The 18295-nt window shown below is 36.7% G+C and carries 19 protein-coding genes, 1 tRNA gene, 1 other RNA gene and 1 pseudogene; 5 read left to right on the plus strand and 17 right to left on the minus strand.

What is annotated here, in order from left to right; genetic code table 11:
• Nucleotides 1–25 precede the first annotated feature (25 nt).
• The 9 genes from aspS to IGM13_RS08730 all read right to left on the minus strand — a co-directional run bounded on the left by aspS (nucleotide 26) and on the right by IGM13_RS08730 (nucleotide 9206).
• Nucleotides 26–1795 (minus strand): aspartate--tRNA ligase, encoded by a 1770-nt coding sequence (gene aspS / locus IGM13_RS08690; protein ID WP_002377079.1) that lies wholly within the window; start codon nucleotides 1793–1795, stop codon nucleotides 26–28.
• Between the two features lie 17 nt (nucleotides 1796–1812).
• On the minus strand, nucleotides 1813–3114 hold the full coding sequence (hisS, locus tag IGM13_RS08695) for a histidine--tRNA ligase (RefSeq protein WP_002419687.1): 1302 nt from the start codon (nucleotides 3112–3114) through the stop codon (nucleotides 1813–1815).
• The gene (locus IGM13_RS08700) at nucleotides 3111–3332 is read right to left on the minus strand and encodes a hypothetical protein (RefSeq protein WP_002383130.1); all 222 of its coding nucleotides are present in this window, start codon (nucleotides 3330–3332) and stop codon (nucleotides 3111–3113) included. Before IGM13_RS08700 ends, hisS begins: the two co-directional genes overlap by 4 nt.
• A 139-nt stretch (nucleotides 3333–3471) precedes the next feature.
• Nucleotides 3472–3918, minus strand: a complete 447-nt coding sequence (gene dtd / locus IGM13_RS08705) for a D-aminoacyl-tRNA deacylase (RefSeq protein WP_002357080.1) — start codon at nucleotides 3916–3918, stop codon at nucleotides 3472–3474.
• A 23-nt stretch (nucleotides 3919–3941) separates the two neighbouring features.
• The gene (locus IGM13_RS08710; protein ID WP_002357079.1) at nucleotides 3942–6155 is read right to left on the minus strand and encodes a RelA/SpoT family protein; all 2214 of its coding nucleotides are present in this window, start codon (nucleotides 6153–6155) and stop codon (nucleotides 3942–3944) included.
• 214 nt (nucleotides 6156–6369) lie between these two features.
• Nucleotides 6370–7122: a 16S rRNA (uracil(1498)-N(3))-methyltransferase gene (locus IGM13_RS08715; RefSeq protein ID WP_010713279.1), complete on the minus strand. Its 753-nt coding sequence runs from the start codon at nucleotides 7120–7122 to the stop codon at nucleotides 6370–6372.
• A 1-nt stretch (nucleotide 7123) separates the two neighbouring features.
• Nucleotides 7124–8071, minus strand: a complete 948-nt coding sequence (gene prmA / locus IGM13_RS08720; RefSeq protein ID WP_002419688.1) for a 50S ribosomal protein L11 methyltransferase — start codon at nucleotides 8069–8071, stop codon at nucleotides 7124–7126.
• Between the two features lie 15 nt (nucleotides 8072–8086).
• Nucleotides 8087–8572, minus strand: a complete 486-nt coding sequence (locus tag IGM13_RS08725; RefSeq protein WP_010713278.1) for a DUF3013 family protein — start codon at nucleotides 8570–8572, stop codon at nucleotides 8087–8089.
• Nucleotides 8529–9206, minus strand: coding sequence for a DNA-3-methyladenine glycosylase (locus IGM13_RS08730; protein ID WP_010715314.1), 678 nt, complete (start codon nucleotides 9204–9206; stop codon nucleotides 8529–8531). The genes IGM13_RS08725 and IGM13_RS08730 overlap by 44 nt, the downstream gene beginning before the upstream one ends.
• 128 nt (nucleotides 9207–9334) lie before the next feature.
• Between IGM13_RS08730 and IGM13_RS08735 the strand changes: the two genes are divergently transcribed.
• The 4 genes from IGM13_RS08735 (at nucleotide 9335) to IGM13_RS08750 (ending at nucleotide 12007) form a co-directional block, all read left to right on the plus strand.
• Nucleotides 9335–10612, plus strand: coding sequence for a replication-associated recombination protein A (locus tag IGM13_RS08735; RefSeq protein ID WP_002419690.1), 1278 nt, complete (start codon nucleotides 9335–9337; stop codon nucleotides 10610–10612).
• Between the two features lie 72 nt (nucleotides 10613–10684).
• Nucleotides 10685–10878, plus strand: a non-coding RNA gene (gene ssrS, locus IGM13_RS08740) — 6S RNA.
• A gap of 7 nt (nucleotides 10879–10885) precedes the next feature.
• Nucleotides 10886–11218, plus strand: a complete 333-nt coding sequence (locus IGM13_RS08745; protein ID WP_002357068.1) for a hypothetical protein — start codon at nucleotides 10886–10888, stop codon at nucleotides 11216–11218.
• A gap of 315 nt (nucleotides 11219–11533) precedes the next feature.
• Complete coding sequence (locus tag IGM13_RS08750) at nucleotides 11534–12007, plus strand: universal stress protein (protein WP_002357065.1); 474 nt, start codon at nucleotides 11534–11536, stop codon at nucleotides 12005–12007.
• A 104-nt stretch (nucleotides 12008–12111) separates the two neighbouring features.
• On the opposite strand, the gene IGM13_RS08755 is transcribed toward IGM13_RS08750, so the two are convergent.
• From IGM13_RS08755 to IGM13_RS08775, 5 genes are all read right to left on the minus strand, one after another.
• Nucleotides 12112–13299 (minus strand): acetate/propionate family kinase, encoded by a 1188-nt coding sequence (locus IGM13_RS08755; protein WP_002419691.1) that lies wholly within the window; start codon nucleotides 13297–13299, stop codon nucleotides 12112–12114.
• A 24-nt stretch (nucleotides 13300–13323) separates the two neighbouring features.
• Entirely contained in the window at nucleotides 13324–14331 is a 1008-nt protein-coding gene (locus IGM13_RS08760; RefSeq protein WP_002419692.1) for a class I SAM-dependent methyltransferase, read from the minus strand.
• Nucleotides 14332–14459: 128 nt separating this feature from the next.
• A complete protein-coding gene (gene comGG, locus IGM13_RS08765; RefSeq protein WP_002419693.1) occupies nucleotides 14460–14813 on the minus strand; it encodes a competence type IV pilus minor pilin ComGG in 354 nt (117 codons plus the stop codon).
• Nucleotides 14813–15247, minus strand: a complete 435-nt coding sequence (gene comGF / locus IGM13_RS08770) for a competence type IV pilus minor pilin ComGF (RefSeq protein WP_002357060.1) — start codon at nucleotides 15245–15247, stop codon at nucleotides 14813–14815. The genes comGG and comGF overlap by 1 nt, the downstream gene beginning before the upstream one ends.
• Nucleotides 15237–15608 carry a type II secretion system protein gene (locus tag IGM13_RS08775; protein WP_174129599.1) on the minus strand — a complete coding sequence of 124 codons (372 nt, stop codon included), beginning with the start codon at nucleotides 15606–15608 and terminating at the stop codon, nucleotides 15237–15239. The genes comGF and IGM13_RS08775 overlap by 11 nt, the downstream gene beginning before the upstream one ends.
• Nucleotides 15609–15941: 333 nt before the next feature.
• Between IGM13_RS08775 and IGM13_RS08780 the strand changes: the two genes are divergently transcribed.
• Nucleotides 15942–16067: a hypothetical protein gene (locus IGM13_RS08780; protein WP_002364184.1), complete on the plus strand. Its 126-nt coding sequence runs from the start codon at nucleotides 15942–15944 to the stop codon at nucleotides 16065–16067.
• A 296-nt stretch (nucleotides 16068–16363) separates the two neighbouring features.
• Here the strand turns inward: IGM13_RS08780 and hemH are convergent.
• From hemH to IGM13_RS08795, 3 genes and pseudogenes are all read right to left on the minus strand, one after another.
• Nucleotides 16364–17304, minus strand: a pseudogene (hemH, locus tag IGM13_RS08785) (ferrochelatase).
• Nucleotides 17305–17333: 29 nt separating this feature from the next.
• A tRNA-Ile gene (locus IGM13_RS08790) sits at nucleotides 17334–17407 on the minus strand.
• 636 nt (nucleotides 17408–18043) lie between these two features.
• Nucleotides 18044–18292, minus strand: a complete 249-nt coding sequence (locus IGM13_RS08795; RefSeq protein WP_002383136.1) for a hypothetical protein — start codon at nucleotides 18290–18292, stop codon at nucleotides 18044–18046.
• Between the last annotated feature and the right edge of the window lie 3 nt (nucleotides 18293–18295).

Consider the following 18295-nt stretch of genomic DNA (forward strand, 5'->3'; position numbering starts at 1 on the left):
GTCACTCTTTCTTTGGATTTAACACTTATTCGTCAATGGCTGTTACATCAATGTTTAATTCAAACAATTGTAATGGAGAAACTAAACTTGGTGCGTTGTTCATTGGGTCAATTGCTTTCCCGTTTTTAGGGAAGGCAATCACTTCACGAATATTTTCTTCCCCAGCCAATAGCATTGCTAAGCGGTCTAGCCCTAAAGCAATCCCTCCATGTGGCGGGAAGCCGTAATCTAATGCGTCTAGCAAGAAACCAAATTGGTCTTGTGCTTCTTCTTTTGTAAAACCTAACGTTTCAAACATTTTTTCTTGTAATTCTCGTGTATGGATCCGTAATGAGCCACCGCCTAATTCGTAGCCGTTTAAGACAACATCGTAAGCTTCAGCATACACAGAGGCTGGGTCTGTTGCTAAGCGGTCCACATCCTCTGCTTTTGGTTGTGTAAATGGATGATGAGCAGAAACATAGCGACCAGCTTCTTCATCATATTCAAACAACGGCCAATCCACAATCCACAAGAAATTGAATTTCGATTCATCAATTAAACCTAATTCTTTACCTAAACGTGTACGTACCGCACCTAAAGCAGCGGCTACGATTTCAGGTTTATCGGCACCAAACATTAAAATATCACCGACTTCTGCATTGGTAGCAGCAATTAATTCATCACTAACTTCTGTTAAGAATTTAGCAATCGGTCCTTTTAAGCCATCTTCTTCAACTTTTAACCAAGCTAAGCCTTTTGCGCCAAATTGACTCACATACTTCCCTAAGTTATCCATATCTTTACGAGAATACTTATCTGCGGCGCCTTTTGCATTCAAAGCTTTCACATGTCCACCATTTTCCAACGCTGCTTGGAAAACTTTGAAGTCTACGTCTTTCACTACATCTGCAACATCAATTAATTCCATAGCAAAACGAGTGTCGGGTTTATCGCTACCATAGCGTGCCATTGCTTCGTCATAGCTCATTCGTGGAAACGGAACAGAAATCTCAATTCCTTTTGTCTCTTTCATCACTTCAGCCAACATATTTTCTGTATATGTTTGAATTTCTTCTGGTGTTAAAAAGGTCGTTTCGATATCGATTTGTGTAAATTCTGGCTGACGGTCGCCTCGTAAATCTTCATCACGGAAACAACGAACGATTTGGTAATAGCGATCGAAGCCTGCCCCCATTAATAATTGTTTAAAGAGTTGTGGTGATTGTGGTAAAGCATAAAAATGACCGGCATGGACACGAGAAGGAACCAAATAATCGCGAGCGCCTTCTGGTGTTGATTTGCCTAAATAAGGAGTTTCAATGTCTAAAAAGTCATGATTATCTAAATAGTGACGGATTGTTTTCGTTACTTGGTGACGTAATTTAATGTTGTTTGTCATTGATGGACGACGCAAATCTAAATAACGATATTTCATGCGCAATTCGTCATTAACGTTATTGTCATCTTCAATGGTAAATGGCGTTGTTTTCGCAGTATTTAAAATCGTAATGTCAGTCGCCATCACTTCAAACTCGCCAGTTTTCATTTTTGGATTAATCGCTTCTTTATCACGATAAACGACTTGACCTTTAACTTCGATGACGTATTCACTACGACATTTATCAGCAATTTCCCATGCTTCTTTTGACTTTTCTGGGTTAAAGACCACTTGGACGATTCCTTCACGGTCACGTAAATCAATAAAGATAACGCCTCCTAAGTCACGACGTTTTTGAACCCATCCTTTTAATACAACTTCTTTTTCAATAAATTCGGCAGATACATTGCCGCAATAGGTTGTGCGTTTTGCCATTTCTCAATCTCTCCTTTTTATTCTTCAATCATTTTTGTCATCATTTCGTCATACACTTCATCAAATGAATCATGAATAGCACTTAACGGGAAAGATTTTTCTTCGCGTGTTGCCATTGATTTTACGTTGACAATGCCTTCATTCAATTCATTTTCACCGATTGTTAAAACTAATTTTGCTTGTAATTTATCGGCCGTTTTAAATTGCGCTTTTGGTTTGCGATTCATGTAATCACGATCAGCTGAGAAACCAAAGTTACGAATGCTTTGAACAAGTTGCAAAGCTGCGACGTTGGTTTCTGAACCAATGCCAACCACATATGCGTCTAATTCAGATAACGCTGGAATCACAACTTCTTCAGCTTCCATTGTTAACAACACTCGCTCAATGCCCATACCAAAACCAAAACCTGGTGTGTCTGGGCCGCCTAATTCTTCAACTAAACCATTGTATCGGCCTCCTGCACAAATAGTTGATTGCGCACCCATTTTAGGCGCTTCACTCATAATCTCAAAAATTGTGTGTGTGTAATAATCCAGTCCGCGAACCATATTACTATCAATTTCATAAGGAATTTCTAGTAAATCTAACATATCAGTTACTGCTTCAAAATGTGCTTTAGATGGTTCATTTAAATAATCTAAAATGGAGGGTGCTTCTGCGACAATCACCTTGTCTTTTTTATCTTTGCTGTCTAACACCCGCAATGGATTTTCGTGTAAGCGACGTTGTGAATCCTCGCTTAATTCTGCCATATGGGGCTCTAAATAATCGATTAATGCTTGACGGTACGTAGCACGTGTTTCTTTATCCCCCAAGGAATTAATAACTAATTTGATTTGTTGGATGCCTAATTGTTTGAAGAAGTCCAAAGCCATAGCCATAATTTCAACATCCAATGCTGGGTTTTCACTACCAAATGCTTCCACACCAATTTGATGGAATTGACGCAAACGACCAGCTTGTGGGCGTTCATAGCGGAACATTGGCCCCATGTAATAGGTTTTATATGGTTTCGTATATTCCGGACCATATAATTTATTTTCAACGAAGGCCCGAACAATTGGCGCTGTCCCCTCAGGACGTAGCGTCACGTGACGGTCTCCTTTATCATAAAAATCATACATTTCTTTTGAAACAATATCTGTAGTATCGCCAACACTGCGAGATATCACTTCATAATGTTCAAAAATCGGGGTTCTGATTTCTTGGTATTGATAATCTTTAAAAATCAAACGAGCTGTTTCTTCCACAAATTGCCATTTTTCAGAAGTTCCTGGCAAAATATCGTTTGTTCCTTTTGGTTTTTGATAACTCATTGTCTTTCTCTCCTTCTATCATTCCACAAAAATGTGTGCGCCATTTTCTTTTTTCTAAAAATGAAAAAAGCCCTTGTATGTTGAACATACAAGGGCGTAAAAGTCTCTTTTACACGGTACCACCTAGTTTTGAAAGATTTTACTCTTTCCTCAACGATTAACGCTCGTAACGGGACGGCTTTTCTTCCGTCCATCTCCAGAATGTCTTTCACTTTCACTGTTGAAGTTGCTCTCAGCCACGGCAACTCTCTCTTCGCAGACAGATGAAACTTACTCGTTCCTTCGTAGATTTTTAATATTATCTATAAACTACTAAAGTTCTCTTAGAAAGTCAAGGGGTTCCGACAGGAAAATCAATTATTTTTCTCGTGTATCAATCACAATGGTCACTGGACCATCATTGGTCAACGACACTTGCATATCCGCGCCAAATTCTCCTGTGGCTACCGCTATTCCTTCTGCTTCTAATTGTTGATTAAATAATTCATACAAAGGAATCGCCACATCTGGACGAGCCGCTTCAATAAAACTGGGACGATTGCCTTTTTTAGTTTTTGCATAGAGGGTAAATTGAGAGATACTCAGAATTGATCCTTCAATCTCTTGAATGCTGCGATTCATTTTTCCTTCGTCATCTTCAAAAACACGTAATTTACTGATTTTGCCAACAACATAAGCCACATCTTCTGGCGTGTCTTCTTGATGAATGCCCACCAGCACCATGAAGCCTTGTTTGATTTGTCCCACTATCTGCTCTTCTATCGCAACTTGTGCTTGACTGACTCTTTGAATAACTACTTTCATCTTTTTTGCCTCACTTTTAACACTTACCCATTGGTTCGACGAACACTATAAACATCTGGTACACTTTTAATTTTGTCAACGATGGTTTTTAAATGAGAAAGGTTTTGAATTTTCACAGTGACATGAATCTGGGCCATCTTATCTTTGGATGGACGAGCTTCAACGCCGACTAAATTTTTTGTCATCGAACTAATGACTTGTAAAACATCACTTAGTAAGCCACTACGATCATAGCCGTAAATCTCCAAATCGGCAGCGTATTCTTTGCGACTGTGCTCGGTATCTTCCCACTCAACTTCAATTAGACGTTGTGCTAGTTCTTCTTGATGTTGTACGTTAGGACAGTCCGCACGATGAATTGAAACGCCCCGTCCTTTGGTAATGTAACCAACGATTTCATCACCAGGCACTGGATTACAACAGCGGCTTAAACGAATCAATAGGTTGTCCACCCCTTGAATCACGATGCCGCCTTCATGACGAACTTTCATTTTTTCTGATTCTTTTTTAGCTGGCTGATTTAACAACTCTTCTGCTTCTTGACGTTGGCGTTCCAACTCTTGTTCGCGGCGTTCTTTTTCTGTTAAACGATTGCACACTACTTGCGCACTTACTTCGCCATAACCTACTGCCGCAAATAAATCATCTTCCGTTTGAAATTTAAATTTATCTAGCACTTCCGCCATTTTATTCTTCGTTAAAAATTCTTTCGGTGTAAAGCCGATTTCTGTCATGTATTTAATGACAGCATCATGCCCTTTAATAATGTTATCTTCACGGTCTTGTTCTTTAAAGAAACGTTTGATTTTATTTTTGGCTTTACTTGTTTTAACCATTTTCAGCCAGTCGCGACTAGGTCCGAAAGAATTCGGTGATGTTAAGACTTCAATAATATCCCCATTTTTTAGGACATAGTCTAACTGTACCATTTTGCCGTTGACCTTCGCACCGGTTGTTTTATTTCCAATTTCAGTATGAATGCTGTAGGCAAAATCTAGTGGTCCGGAGCCTTTTGGCAGTTCGGTTACATCTCCACTTGGCGTAAAGACATAGACTTTGTCACTAAAAATGTCTTCTTTAACACCTTGCATAAATTCAGAAGCATCATAGCTTTCATCTTGTAATTCAATAATTTCATGGAACCAATCGACTTGCTTCGTCAGTTCATCTGTTTCAATTTTTTCCGCTTTGCCTTCTTTATAGGCCCAGTGAGCCGCCACCCCAAATTCGGCGATTTGGTGCATCTCATGGGTCCGAATTTGGACCTCTACTGGATTCCCTTTTGGTCCAATAACTGTCGTATGGATAGATTGATACATATTCGCTTTTGGCATAGCAATATAATCTTTAAAGCGACCTGGCATTGGTGTCCAACGTGTATGAATCGCCCCTAACACGGCATAGCAATCTTTAATGGAATCGACAATAACACGAATCGCTAATAAGTCATAGATTTCATTAAACTGTTTCTTTTGGTCCTTCATTTTACGATAGATTGAATAAATATGTTTTGGTCGACCATATATTTCTGCGTAAATTTCTAAATCTTCCGTAGCTAAACGAATATCTTCGACTGCTTCTGCCACATAAGCTTCACGTTCATCGCGTTTGCTTTGCATCAAATTAACAATTCGATAGTATTGGTTGGGGTTAATATAACGTAAGGCCGTATCTTCTAATTCCCATTTAATTCGACTAATCCCTAAGCGATGTGCTAAAGGCGCATAAATTTCTAAAGTTTCTTGTGCAATCCGTCGTTGCTTATCTTCACGTAAATGTTTTAATGTGCGCATATTGTGCAAACGATCGGCTAGTTTCACCATAATAACCCGTAAATCTTGCGCCATTGCCAATAACATTTTTCGATGATTTTCAGCTAATTGTTCTTCATGAGATTTATATTTAATTTTTCCTAGTTTCGTTACGCCATCGACTAACATTGCGATGTCTTCGCCAAATTCTTCTTTTAAATCGTCCAGTGTTACGTCCGTATCTTCGACAACATCATGTAAAAATCCTGTTGCTACAGTATGGGGATCCATATGTAATTCAGCCAGAATGCCTGCCACTTGAATCGGATGGATGATGTAAGGTTCACCTGATTGTCGGACTTGACCTTCGTGTGCTTTTTCAGCATAAGTTAATGCTTTTTGAACCAACTCAACATGTTCTGGTCCCATATAGGTACTTACAATTTTGATGACCGCTGGGCCTGTCAGTATTTCTTCTTTTGGCATGGTATTCACTCCTCTATGAAGGTGACCTTTGGATAAAGAACACTTCGTTCACGTTTTATCTATTTTAATAAAAAAGAAAAGTACCACTTGAAACAGTAGCACTTTCAACAACTCTATTATACTAAATTTCCCTTAAATTTCAATCACTGTCGCTTTTTTACTCTCTGTTTATTCAAAGAGAATGCCTACAAGAATTTTACAGGCGGGCTTTCGTTTAATTTAAAAGTTCCATTTGGTAGCTAACCGCACTTAAAAGATACAACGGTGCTGTTTCTGCTCGTAAAATTCTCGGACCCAACCCGCAAAGTTTCGCCCCAGCCTGCAGAAATTGTTCAATTTCTTGCGGCGCAAAGCCACCTTCAGGTCCAAAGAGCACACACAAACGTGCGCCTGGCTGGCAAGTGGATAATACTTGTGCTAACTGACTTTTTTCTCCTTGTTTTGCTGATTCTTCATACGCAACCAAGACTGTGTCATATGAGTCAAATTGCGCAATGATTTCTTGTGTTTTTTCCACCAAAGAAACATTTGGTGTCTGCTGCCGATGCGATTGCTCCGCCGCTTCTGTGGCAATTTTTTGTAATCTTTTTTCTTTGGCTGCTCTTTTTTTGTGGTCCCATTTGACAACGGAAGTTTTCGCAGGAAAGCCGATAAACTGATTGCCACCTAGCTCCGTGCCTTTTTGAACAATCCATTCTAACTTGTCCCCTTTTGGTAACCCACACGCAATCGTCACTTCAATTGGCAATTCTTTGTCCATTTCTTCTTTACTAATTTCTTTAAAGTAAACAGACGTTGGATCAATTTCCACAATCTCAGCTAAAATGGCAGTTTTATTTTGAAATACTAAATAACAACGATCATTCGGCGTCATTCGCATAACTCGCACAATATGATGATAGTTTTCATCTGCGACTTTATACAAATCTTTTTCTTGATAATCTTCTTTCATGAAATACCGTTGCATTTTACTCTTCCTCTGGTTTCTTCAAGATAATCGCATACCAATCGCCTTGATTAAAGAGTTGGTCCACCACAAACCCGACTTTCGTTAGTGCTTCTAAAACCATTGCTTTTTTATCTTCAATAATTCCAGAAATAATGAAGGTACCGTCTTGTTTTAGCAAACGCCAAGCATCTTCAATCATTAACACAATAATATCTGCCAAAATATTTGCGACGATTACATCAGCAGAATGGTCAATCCCTTTTAGTAAATCATTGGCTGACACACGAACATCGGCCGCAATGGGATTTAAATCCATATTTTCTTTTGCCGCTGCAACTGCTACTTCATCTAAATCATATGCGTAGACGTCTTTAGCCCCTAAATAGCGACTTGCAATACTCAAAACACCAGAACCCGTTCCTACATCTAGAACTGTTTCGCCACCACGTAAAACAGTTTCTAAAGCTTGCAAGGTTAAACGAGTTGTTGGATGCGTGCCTGTACCGAAAGCCATGCCCGGATCCAATGTGATAATTTTTTCTGCTTCATCTTGTGCGTGATAGGCTTCCCAACTTGGCACAATCGTTAAGAATCGTGTGACACGGACAGGATGATAATATTTTTTCCAAGCAGTTGCCCAGTCGCTTTCTGCTACTTCACTAATTGTCATTTCGTTTTTACCAATGGATAAGCCGTACTCAGGCAAGCGTAAAATATTTTCTTTCATAAATGGTAAAATTTCTGGTAAGAAGGTTGTTTCAGGAAAATAAGCCATCACAATCGCCCCTTCTTTAATGTGGGTGAATTGCTCTTTATCTAAAATTTCCCCATACAGATCACTTTCAAAATTTTCAATGTCCAACGCATCTTCAATGGCCACACCACTTGCGCCAGCTTCCATCATAATGTTTGAAATTGCTTCAACTGCTTCGCTAGCCGTTTCTACTTTTACTTCTGTCCACTTCATGTTCTCACCTCTAAATTAATAACTTGGATACGCAATCCATTGTTCTTTTTCTGTTTCTGCCACTTTTTTAATCATCGCTTCAAAATCTGCTGGCTCCCAATGCAATTCAAAAACTTCCGCTGTTTCATCTGATAAAAAGTCTAACAAATCACTTTGCCCTTCATCTAAAACCACTTTTAAATAGTGAATGAATCCGTCTAAAACTGCTTTGCGTAGCCCTTTTTTTCCTTCATAAGGAATTGTGACTAAATACTCTTCATCATCAACGACTGACTTTTGCGGATTATAAAATAACAAGCCATCTTCAAATTCAATGAATTCTTCTTCTGAAAGCGTACCGTCAACATCATCAATCGCCACTTGTTCATTGTTTTCTGCATATAAACGAACAATGACTTCGATGGTATGGTTTTTGCGATCCCAATCAAGGCCTACTTCGTAATCTGCTAAGTGTTTTTCAAGTTGTTCCTCTAAGTATGTGAGCATTGTTGCTTTTTTCATTTTCTTCATCCTTCCAGCCAAAATCTATTTGGTCTACTGCTGTTCTTTTTTGTTTAGAAATATATGGATTGCCAGCCACGACGTATCTTAAAGGCAACTCTGTCCAACGACCTTTATTGGGAATCCCAATTCGTGGTAGTGCCTCAATTTTTTTCGGAAATTTTCGTTTTTCTGGCACGAGCCGTAACGAACTAGAAAAAATCGACTGCCCATATAATTGCTTATCAATTCCTAAGGCTGCAACTAATTTACCTGGTCCATTGGTCAATTCCACGCCTTGACGTCCTTGGCGATTTTCAATCATTTTGTCAACACCTTCAACAGGTTCAATCGCACGGATCATCACCCCTTGTGGTTTGCCTTGTTCTTGTGTCACCATATTTAAAATTAAATGCGTGTGCATAGTATATAAATAAATCGTGCCTGGTTTGTCATACATGGCTTGTAAGCGTGGCGTTTTTCTCAAGCCAAAGCTATGGGCCGCCTCATCATCAGGACCTAAATAAGCTTCTGCATCCACAATGTACCCACCTAAAACGCCTGTTGCTGTTTCGTTCTCTAAATACATCCCTAACAAATATTGTGCCACTTCTTCAGTTGTTTTTGTGTTAAAGATATTTATCGTTTCTTTCATTTCTTTCACCACTCCCTATCATACACGAAACCTTCCGCTATATCCATCTAAAACCCAAAAAACCACCAAAAAGCGAATGTACGTTCTTTATGTTATAATAAGATGATTATGAAAAAGGAGGTCCTTTTATGCAACAACCTTTAGCCTATCGAATGCGACCTCGTCACTTAGACGAAGTGGTTGGTCAACAACATTTAGTCGGCCCTGGTAAAATTATTCGTCGGATGGTCGAAGCCAAAATGCTTTCATCGATGATTCTTTATGGGCCGCCTGGCACTGGAAAAACCAGTATTGCCAGCGCAATCGCTGGTTCAACAAATTATGCCTTTCGCATGTTGAACGCGGCCACAGACACTAAAAAAGATTTACAAATCGTTGCTGAAGAAGCCAAAATGAGTGGCACAGTGATTTTACTGCTTGATGAAATTCACCGATTAGATAAAACAAAACAAGATTTTTTGCTCCCTCATTTAGAAAACGGACGAATTATTATGATTGGAGCCACTACCGAAAATCCATATATCACAATTAATCCTGCGATTCGTAGTCGCACGCAAATTTTTGAAGTAAAGCCTTTAACAGAAACAGACATTCAGCAAGCGATTCAAGAAGCCTTAACCGATAGCACACGTGGCTTAGGCGATTATCCCGTCCACTTAGAAGAAAAAGCATTACAACATTTGACACGCGCAACGAACGGTGACTTACGTAGTGCGCTAAATGGACTAGAATTAGCTGTTAAATCAACACCCAAAAATGAACAAGGCGAAATTAAGATCACCTTACCGATTATTGAAGAGTGCGTGCAACGAAAAGCCATAACCCATGATAAAGATGGCGATGCCCATTATGACGTGATTTCCGCTTTCCAAAAGTCGATCCGAGGAAGCGATGTAGATGCTGCACTTCATTATTTGGGTCGCTTAGTTGAAGCAGGTGATTTACCGATTATTTGTCGTCGTTTAATGGTCATTGCTTACGAGGATATCGGTCTTGGGAATCCTGCGGCCGCCGCTCGGACAGTCACCGCTGTTCAAGCCGCCGAAAAGCTAGGGTTTCCAGAAGCTAGGATTCCTCTAGCTAGTGTCGTCATTGATTTATGTTTATCGCCAAAATCAAATTCTGCAGTCACAGCGATTGATGCTGCTTTGGCAGATATTCGACAAGGCTCTGTGGGAGACGTTCCTGATCATTTGCGTGATGCCCACTATGCTGGAGCCAAAGAATTAAACCGTGGTATTGGTTATCAATACCCACATAATTTTGAAAACGGTTGGGTCAATCAGCAATACTTACCTGACAAATTAAAAGAGGCACGTTATTACGAGCCGATTGATATTGGTAAATATGAACAAGCCTTACATCAGCAACTCAAGCGTATCCAAGAATGGAAACAGAAAAAATAACAAAATAATACGCTTTCAAAAAAAGAAACAATCTCGTTGCCGATTTTGAGAGAGTATGCTATTATAAAGATGGTAAATCTGTGATGTACGCGTTGTCCTTTCACTGTGTTGACCGAACATTTTTATTGATATCTAGGGATCCTGCTTGTATCAAAGTTGGTAACATGCCTTTTCTTTTGGTAGTTCAATACTGCGATCGAGGAACCCACCTGCTTATCTTGCGGGTTCAATACTCTAGGACGATTACCGGCATCGACGGATTTTACCATTTTTATGAAGATTTCTAAACAATTTGCTCTGGCAAGTTGTTTTTTTTTGGAGGACAAGATGATTCGTATACTCGTACTATTACTCGCCGTTGTCACAGGCGTAGCCAGTTATTATTTGATGAAGAAAAGTGCAGCTTTTTTACCACTCTTAAAAAAAGAAACTGCAACAGAAAGTCAACAGTTTATCGAACGTTTTGGGCGTTATTACTTGATTATCGCCATTCTAGGTGTTCTAGCGGCTATTTTTAATCGCCCGTTATTGTCAATTGGTTTTATCTTTTTTGTTTTATTACTTTCAACGTTGTTTAGTTTAACTTTTGCAAAAAAAATGTCATAAAAGACGATGAATTTAAAGAGCGTGGGACAAAAATCACTTTGGATTTTTGCTCCACGCTCAAAAACTGATAAACGGCGGGAACAGAAGCAACTCCTTCGGAAATAAGCCGGAATTCTCCAAAAATTAAAGAACAATTTTCGGAAATCCCTTCTTATTTCTCGGAGTTAAACGCTTCTATCCCGACCTCTTTTTTTACAAAAAAATGCCAATATTCAGAAAAAAAGAAGCGGTTTCAGTTTCTTTTTTTCTTTATTTGTTTTACAATTATTATAGAAACAATTAATGATTTTTTTTACGCTGAAAGGAGCGGTTATTATGTTACAACAATATCAAAAAATTATGATAGCAATCGATGGTTCTGACGAAGCAGACTTAGCCTTTAAAAAAGCGGTCAACGTCGCTAAACGAAACGATGCTGAATTACTATTAGCACATGTTGTTGATACGCGCTCTTTCCAATCAGTGTCCTCTTTTGATGGTGCGCTAGCAGAAGAAGCAATGTCAATGGCAAAAGAAACCTTAGACACCTACCAACAACAAGCGGTGGATATGGGACAAACAAAAGTCTCTAGCGTTCTAGCCTATGGTTCTCCTAAGAACATTATTGCCAAAGAATTACCAAAAGAATACAACATTGATTTAATTATGTTAGGAGCAACTGGATTAAATGCCGTTGAGCGTTTATTTATTGGCTCTGTCTCTGAATCAGTTATCCGTAACGCTAGCTGCGATGTTCTCGTTGTACGGACGGATTTAGACAACAAATTACCAAAAAATGAAGAAAAATAAAAAGAAACTGAGCCAACTATCACTTTTGATAGTTGGCTCAGTTTTTTCTTATTTACCTATTAAGCACACCTTGTGAGAGCATCTCACAAGATGTGTTCGTTTAATTATTTTAGACGTTCTACGTCACGGGCAATCATTAACTCTTCATCAGTTGGTACTAACATAAGCTTGATTTTTGAATCATCAGTTGAGATAACTGCTTCTTCACCGTGTACATTATTTTTGTCATCATCGATTTCACAACCAAACCAAGTCATGCCATCAATAATATCTTTACGAACGCCAACTGCATTTTCACCGATTCCAGCAGTAAAGACAATCGCATCAACGCCATTCATAACAGTGACATAGCTACCAATGTATTTACGAATACGATCGATAAAAATGTTGTATGCTGTTTGAACTTCAGGTTTATCTAGATTTGATTGAATATCGCGCATGTCGCTTGATAAACCATTTGTTAAACCTAATAAACCAGATTTTTTGTTTAAAATATCAACCATGTCTTGTACATCAGTCAAGCCAAGTTTTGTCATTAAATAAGGCAATAGTGACGCATCAACATCCCCTGAACGAGTCCCCATTGTAACACCAGCAAGAGGAGTGAAGCCCATCGATGTATCGACTGATTTTCCACCATCAACTGCAGTGATTGAAGCACCATTTCCTAAGTGACAAGTGATAATTTTCAAGTCTTCAATTGGACGACCTAGCATTTCTGCAGCACGTTGAGAGACATAACGATGACTTGTTCCATGTGCCCCATATTTACGTGCAGCAAATTTTTCATAATATTCACGCGGTACACTATATAAATAGTTGTGTTCTGGCATTGTTGTGTGGAACGACGTATCAAAGACTGCCACGCTAATGATTTCTGGTAAGATATGTTTAAATGCTTTAATTCCCATTGCATTCGCTGGGTTGTGTAAAGGTGCTAATTCAGATAAAGCTTCAATTTTTTCTAATACTTCGTCTGTAATAACAACAGAATCTTTAAATTCTTCTCCACCAGCAACTACACGGTGACCAACACCAGTAATTTCATCATAAGAACCTAAAATGTTTAAGTCGATTAATTGGTCTAGTAACATTTTTACTGCCACTTCATGGTTATCAATATCAACAATTACTTCATATTTTTGTCCTTCACCATATTTAATTGTGAAGATAGAATCTTTTAAGCCAATACGTTCAACGATTCCTTTAGCGATCACTTCTTCATTTGGCATTTGGTATAATTGCCATTTTAAACTTGAACTACCTGCATTAATTGCAATTGTTTTAGACATAATTTTCTCCTCTTCGTTACTATTTTATTTTAAATTTGAAGCTTTCCAAGCTTCAAATTGTTTAAAGAACTTCGTTACTTTATTGATATCTTTCAAAGAGGCAAGTTTTGCTAACAAAACTTCCTTCACTTGCTCAGCATCTGCACCCTTGTTTTGAACAAGCAAGATACTTTTACGTGATTGTTCTGACTTAAACAATTCATCAGGTAACTGTATCATTCCTTGTAAATAGACATTTTTTGTCAACCAATTTTTAAAGAATTCACTTTGCTCAGTCTCTAAAATATTGGTCGGGATTAAGAATAAGCCAAACCCTGCTGGCTTCACGTATTTCATAGCTTGCTCCATTAATAAATGATGCGCATAACTATGGCCTTCCTCAGCAGCAGCAGCAAATCCCTTTGCTCGCTCATCATTTGGATAATAGCCAATCGGTAAGTCACTTAATGCTAAATCAACTGGATCCAATAACAAATCTTGCAATCCGTCTTGATGGAACAACTGAATATTAGCTTGTGACCAAGCATTGTTCACAGAAGATACTGCCAAAAGTGTTTCATCGATATCCACACCATAACCAGAAACTTTGTAACCAGCTGTTTCAAGGTTCAGCAGAACCGTTAACAGTAAATTTCCCATTCCTGAAGCAGGATCTAAAATTTTTAATGTCTCTGATTTATTTGTTAATTGTTCTACTAAATAAACAAACAAAAATCCAATACCGTCTGGCGTCAATTGATGATTTGCTTGAAGCTGCTCTTTTCTCGTTCCTTTTAACAAAAGTAATTGGGACAAGCGTCGCACATCTTCAGGAGCTAAATCAATATTTTTAATCGTATGATACAGCGTTTCTAATTGTTTCACTGTCTCTGGATTAGGTACTCCGTCAAGTACTCGTACTTGAAAATCATCTAAAATATTTTCACCATTTTCAATATACGCATCTAAAAAAGAAGTATCCAATGACTGTTGCAATAACTGGATTGCTTGTTCCATTGGCTCGAAAGCCTCTTCAATTTTTTCTGGGAACAAATTAGCACCTCTATTCTATTCAAAATGTAACAACTTCCATACCTGTTTTATTTTAACGAAAAAAGAAAGAATAATCAATGCCTTTACTGTCTTTCTTCTAAAATCTAATAATTTGTAGAAAAACAACGCTATTCCAGCATTGTTTCCGCTTTTTTTTGATGAGAAACTTTCTCTTGATATTGGTATTTTCGACCAGATTTGTTTAATAAAACAGTTATTCTTAATTGTTCATTTTTGTATGTATAATCGAGGGTTACTTGCTCGTACATGAGCTTTTCTTCTGTTTTTAACTTTCGTCTATTTTGTTTAACATCTGCAAGAAATAAATGAAGGATACTTTTCCCTGCATAGTATTCCTGGGTAGCTTGCGTAAATTTTTGTGTTAACTGACGTTCTTCTAGTAACTGAAGGGCGAGAAAACTCATCAAATAAACAAAGGCCATGGCCGTGAACAATAAGTTTCCTGAATATTTTTGCTTCATTAAAATTCTCCCTTTATCGGAAAAAAACTATCAAATGTTTTTCCAGAAGTAAAAGTAACTTCCAAAGTAAACGATTGTCCTTCATTTTTAAACTGGCCATTTTTGATACCAATTAACAGCGGTTGATAGCCTTTACCATTGACTCGCTTAATAATTTTATCTTCTTTGATTTGAATTGAAATAGTCTTGTTTGTTTCTGAGTCGAGGAAAGAAATCTCTTGAGCAGAGCCTGTTTGGAAAACAAGCTTTTGACATTCTTTTTCTAATTGAATTAAAAATATATGCCAGGATTTCGAATCATTGTTTTTCAAATATTGATTTCCGATAAAACTTTGTTGAATCATCAACTGAAACAATTGACACATACAACTTAAAACGACTAGTGCCACTAAACACTCTAACATCGTAAAACCCGCATATTTTTTATTCACCAATCAAAATCGCTCCTCTTGAATCTGTGACTTTTAGTATCCTTCTTCCCTCGTTCTCCATCAAAGAAAATCGGTAAGTTTCTCCTTGATATATCCGCTCTTTGAAACGTAAATCACCCGTCTGCTCTAAAAATAAAATTGCTTCGTATCCTAGACGAGTACGCGTTAATTGTTGCTCCCGTTGATAATTTTGCTGAATTAATTGTGTAATAGTCAGGGAGAATATCCCTGCTACCACACATACAACACTAAAACTAACGAGACTCTCTAATAAAATAAAACCACTATAAATAGTTAATTTTCTTCGTATATTTGCCACTCCCCATCTGAAATTCCATAACAATTTAAGGAACAAAAAAATCATACAATACGCATTAAATAGCTGTTTTGTCATTTTTAATAATCTAAGATATGTAAATAATACCGCAAATCTGTGGTAAATTTTGTGGTAAAAATACACCTATGAGTATTTGACATTTTATTGAGTTTAGAATACGGCTAACTGAATTAGTTTGCCTAGAAGGCGACTACGAAAAAAAAGACCTTATTCTTAAAAGAATGGAGGTCTTTTTTGTATTATAATAATAATCACACCAACTGACTTTTAGACTTTTATTTCAATTTTGTAAGTCAATCGTTAGATATATCAATGGATAAGTAGAATATTTCATTCTATTCTCTTTTTGAGGTGAATACAATGAAAAAAATAATTAAACATTTTATGAAACCTGTTGAAGTTTTTGAAACATTAGATGATGATATTGGGATGTTTTTAATCATTTCTATTTGCACAGCTCTGATCTTTACTTTCTTTAGTAAATAAAAAATGTGTTAAATAAATTCTCAGATACTTTCCGCAGTATATCAAATTGGGAAGTCAAAAATATCTAAAAAGAATTGACTTTTCATACAACGTATTTTTATGGACCATACAGGACTCGAACTGCAGTGCAAAAAAATCAAGCTTTTTTAAGCGGCTTATTTCCTAAACTGAACTGGAGATAAGCCGTTTAATTTTTGCTTAATTCTACTATATGCTATACCAGTAAATATATTCGTGCAAACCCTGAATAAATTGTTTAACAAATTCAAACTAAAATAAAAAACTAAAACAAATTACTACAAAGAAATAATGTCCTTTACTAATTTTGCAAATTCAATATCTCCATTAAATGGATGAACTATTTGTAGACTTCCCCGCCATTTTCTAAAAAATAGTTTCTGTTTTCGTGTTCCAATTCTTCTATTGTTTCTAGACAGTCTACAACAAAACCTGGTGCAACAATTAATATATTTTTAATACCTTTTGATGGTAATTTTTTCAAGGTATCATCAGTTGCTGGTTTTAACCATTCAGATGGCCCAAATTTCGATTGATAGGTTTGATAATAACGAATATCTCCTAATTTATCCATTATTAATTTTGTTGTTTTAGTACATTCCTTCGGGTAGTTATCCCCATCTTTTACATAAGACATAGGAATTCCGTGGTATGAAAAAACGATAGCATCTATTGGACTTTCATTCAAAGCTTCATTTATTTTTTTTGAAAAGTAATCTATATACTGTGGATTATTGTAAAATGATCGAATAAATTTAATATCCACTATCCTATCACTTTTTATAAAATAATTCATAACGGAATCAAACACCGATCCTACCGTTGTCCCAGAGTATTGCGGATACATTGGTATGACATTGAGTTCTTCAATCTCTTTTGATAATAATGTATCTAGAGCAGTTTCTATACTCGGTTCACTATATGACATTCCGATTGTAACTTCCACTTCTGGACATATATTTTTCAAATTTTCCATTTGTTTCTCAGTATATTCCAAAAGAGGAAATCCATTTTCAGTACAAATTTTTTGATAGAGTTTTGCTGATTTTTTTGGACGTATATTCAAGATAATACCGTTCAAAATCGGTTTCCAAATTATAGGATGTATTTTTATTACTCTTCTATCTGATAAAAAAGTTTTTAAATACTTCCTTACTTCCGTCTTGGAAGAATCTTTTGGTGTTCCTAAATTCACTAAGAGAATTCCTGTTCTTTTCAAAATAATTCACTACCTGTCTAATTCTATTATCGACCATGATGAATTCGAACCATCGACCGAATAGTCATGAGCCGTTTGCTCTAACCAGCTGAGCTAATGGTCCAAGTAATAACTAGCTTATTGGGGATAAAATAGTTCTTACTAGTTATAGCTTAATATATAACAATTTTACTTTACTGATTTTCAATTTTCAACAAAAAAACGACCACCTTATTGAGAAAAGGCGGTCTGCGTGAAAAAATAAGAGTTTAAATATGTATAGATATTTTACAATATCTATTTTTTGAGTTCAATATTTTTATGTAAAAAAAGCCGCCTCATTGGGGTAAGGCGACAAGAGGTAGTAATAAAATGAAAAATAAAATTGTTTGGTAAAGATATTTTACCGCTTTCTTTTTTAAATTTCAAGTTTTCATTTTACAAAACAATTGTATTTTATTTATAATTCAAATATACAATTATAAATAAACACCTACTAAACATACACAACTTGGGGAAGTATTGTGCGTCTTCAGTAGGTGTTTTCTATATACACAAGATAATTTCGTTTTAACTACTATGATAAATTCGAACAATCAACCGAATGATTACGAACCATTTGCTCTAACTAGCTAACAATTTTTAAATAAAAATAACAGATCCTTTAACAAGTAAAGAATATGTTTAGAAAAAAGAGTATGCCATAAATCCTTGTCTTAAGTTTAACACAAAGACCCTAATCTAAACTAGGGTCTTTTTATTAATACATCGATAATAGTTTCTCATAACTAATTACTGTTTTTTCTTTTTTGTTTTTTGGCTTAGAACTGTCTATAATATTAATTACTGCTGAATTAATTAATAAAACAGCTATTATACCACTTCTAATTTCTTTTCTGTAAATAAATGATACTTTCTGTCCTTCTTCAAACTGTTTACTTTTATCTGATGGTATAATTTCTTTCCATTTTCCAAATCCCATATGATGATCTCCTTTCGCTTTCAACATTCA

Origin of the sequence: Enterococcus sp. DIV0561 (assembly GCF_050539875.1) — a bacterium.
In the GTDB taxonomy this organism is placed as follows: Bacteria; Bacillota; Bacilli; order Lactobacillales; family Enterococcaceae; genus Enterococcus; species Enterococcus faecalis.

What these genes read in the sequence shown, in the direction of transcription:
- aspS (WP_002377079.1), bottom strand. Translation starts at nt 1,795, where the DNA reads ATGGCAAAACGCACAACCTATTGCGGCAATGTATCTGCCGAATTTATT.
- hisS (WP_002419687.1), bottom strand. Translation starts at nt 3,114, where the DNA reads ATGAGTTATCAAAAACCAAAAGGAACAAACGATATTTTGCCAGGAACT.
- dtd (WP_002357080.1), bottom strand. Translation starts at nt 3,918, where the DNA reads ATGAAAGTAGTTATTCAAAGAGTCAGTCAAGCACAAGTTGCGATAGAA.
- IGM13_RS08710 (WP_002357079.1), bottom strand. Translation starts at nt 6,155, where the DNA reads ATGCCAAAAGAAGAAATACTGACAGGCCCAGCGGTCATCAAAATTGTA.
- IGM13_RS08715 (WP_010713279.1), bottom strand. Translation starts at nt 7,122, where the DNA reads ATGCAACGGTATTTCATGAAAGAAGATTATCAAGAAAAAGATTTGTAT.
- prmA (WP_002419688.1), bottom strand. Translation starts at nt 8,071, where the DNA reads ATGAAGTGGACAGAAGTAAAAGTAGAAACGGCTAGCGAAGCAGTTGAA.
- IGM13_RS08725 (WP_010713278.1), bottom strand. Translation starts at nt 8,572, where the DNA reads ATGAAAAAAGCAACAATGCTCACATACTTAGAGGAACAACTTGAAAAA.
- IGM13_RS08730 (WP_010715314.1), bottom strand. Translation starts at nt 9,206, where the DNA reads ATGAAAGAAACGATAAATATCTTTAACACAAAAACAACTGAAGAAGTG.
- IGM13_RS08735 (WP_002419690.1), top strand. Translation starts at nt 9,335, where the DNA reads ATGCAACAACCTTTAGCCTATCGAATGCGACCTCGTCACTTAGACGAA.
- IGM13_RS08745 (WP_002357068.1), top strand. Translation starts at nt 10,886, where the DNA reads ATGAAGATTTCTAAACAATTTGCTCTGGCAAGTTGTTTTTTTTTGGAG.
- IGM13_RS08750 (WP_002357065.1), top strand. Translation starts at nt 11,534, where the DNA reads ATGTTACAACAATATCAAAAAATTATGATAGCAATCGATGGTTCTGAC.
- IGM13_RS08755 (WP_002419691.1), bottom strand. Translation starts at nt 13,299, where the DNA reads ATGTCTAAAACAATTGCAATTAATGCAGGTAGTTCAAGTTTAAAATGG.
- comGG (WP_002419693.1), bottom strand. Translation starts at nt 14,813, where the DNA reads ATGAAGCAAAAATATTCAGGAAACTTATTGTTCACGGCCATGGCCTTT.
- IGM13_RS08775 (WP_174129599.1), bottom strand. Translation starts at nt 15,608, where the DNA reads ATGATTTTTTTGTTCCTTAAATTGTTATGGAATTTCAGATGGGGAGTG.
- IGM13_RS08780 (WP_002364184.1), top strand. Translation starts at nt 15,942, where the DNA reads ATGAAAAAAATAATTAAACATTTTATGAAACCTGTTGAAGTTTTTGAA.
- IGM13_RS08795 (WP_002383136.1), bottom strand. Translation starts at nt 18,292, where the DNA reads ATGTTGAAAGCGAAAGGAGATCATCATATGGGATTTGGAAAATGGAAA.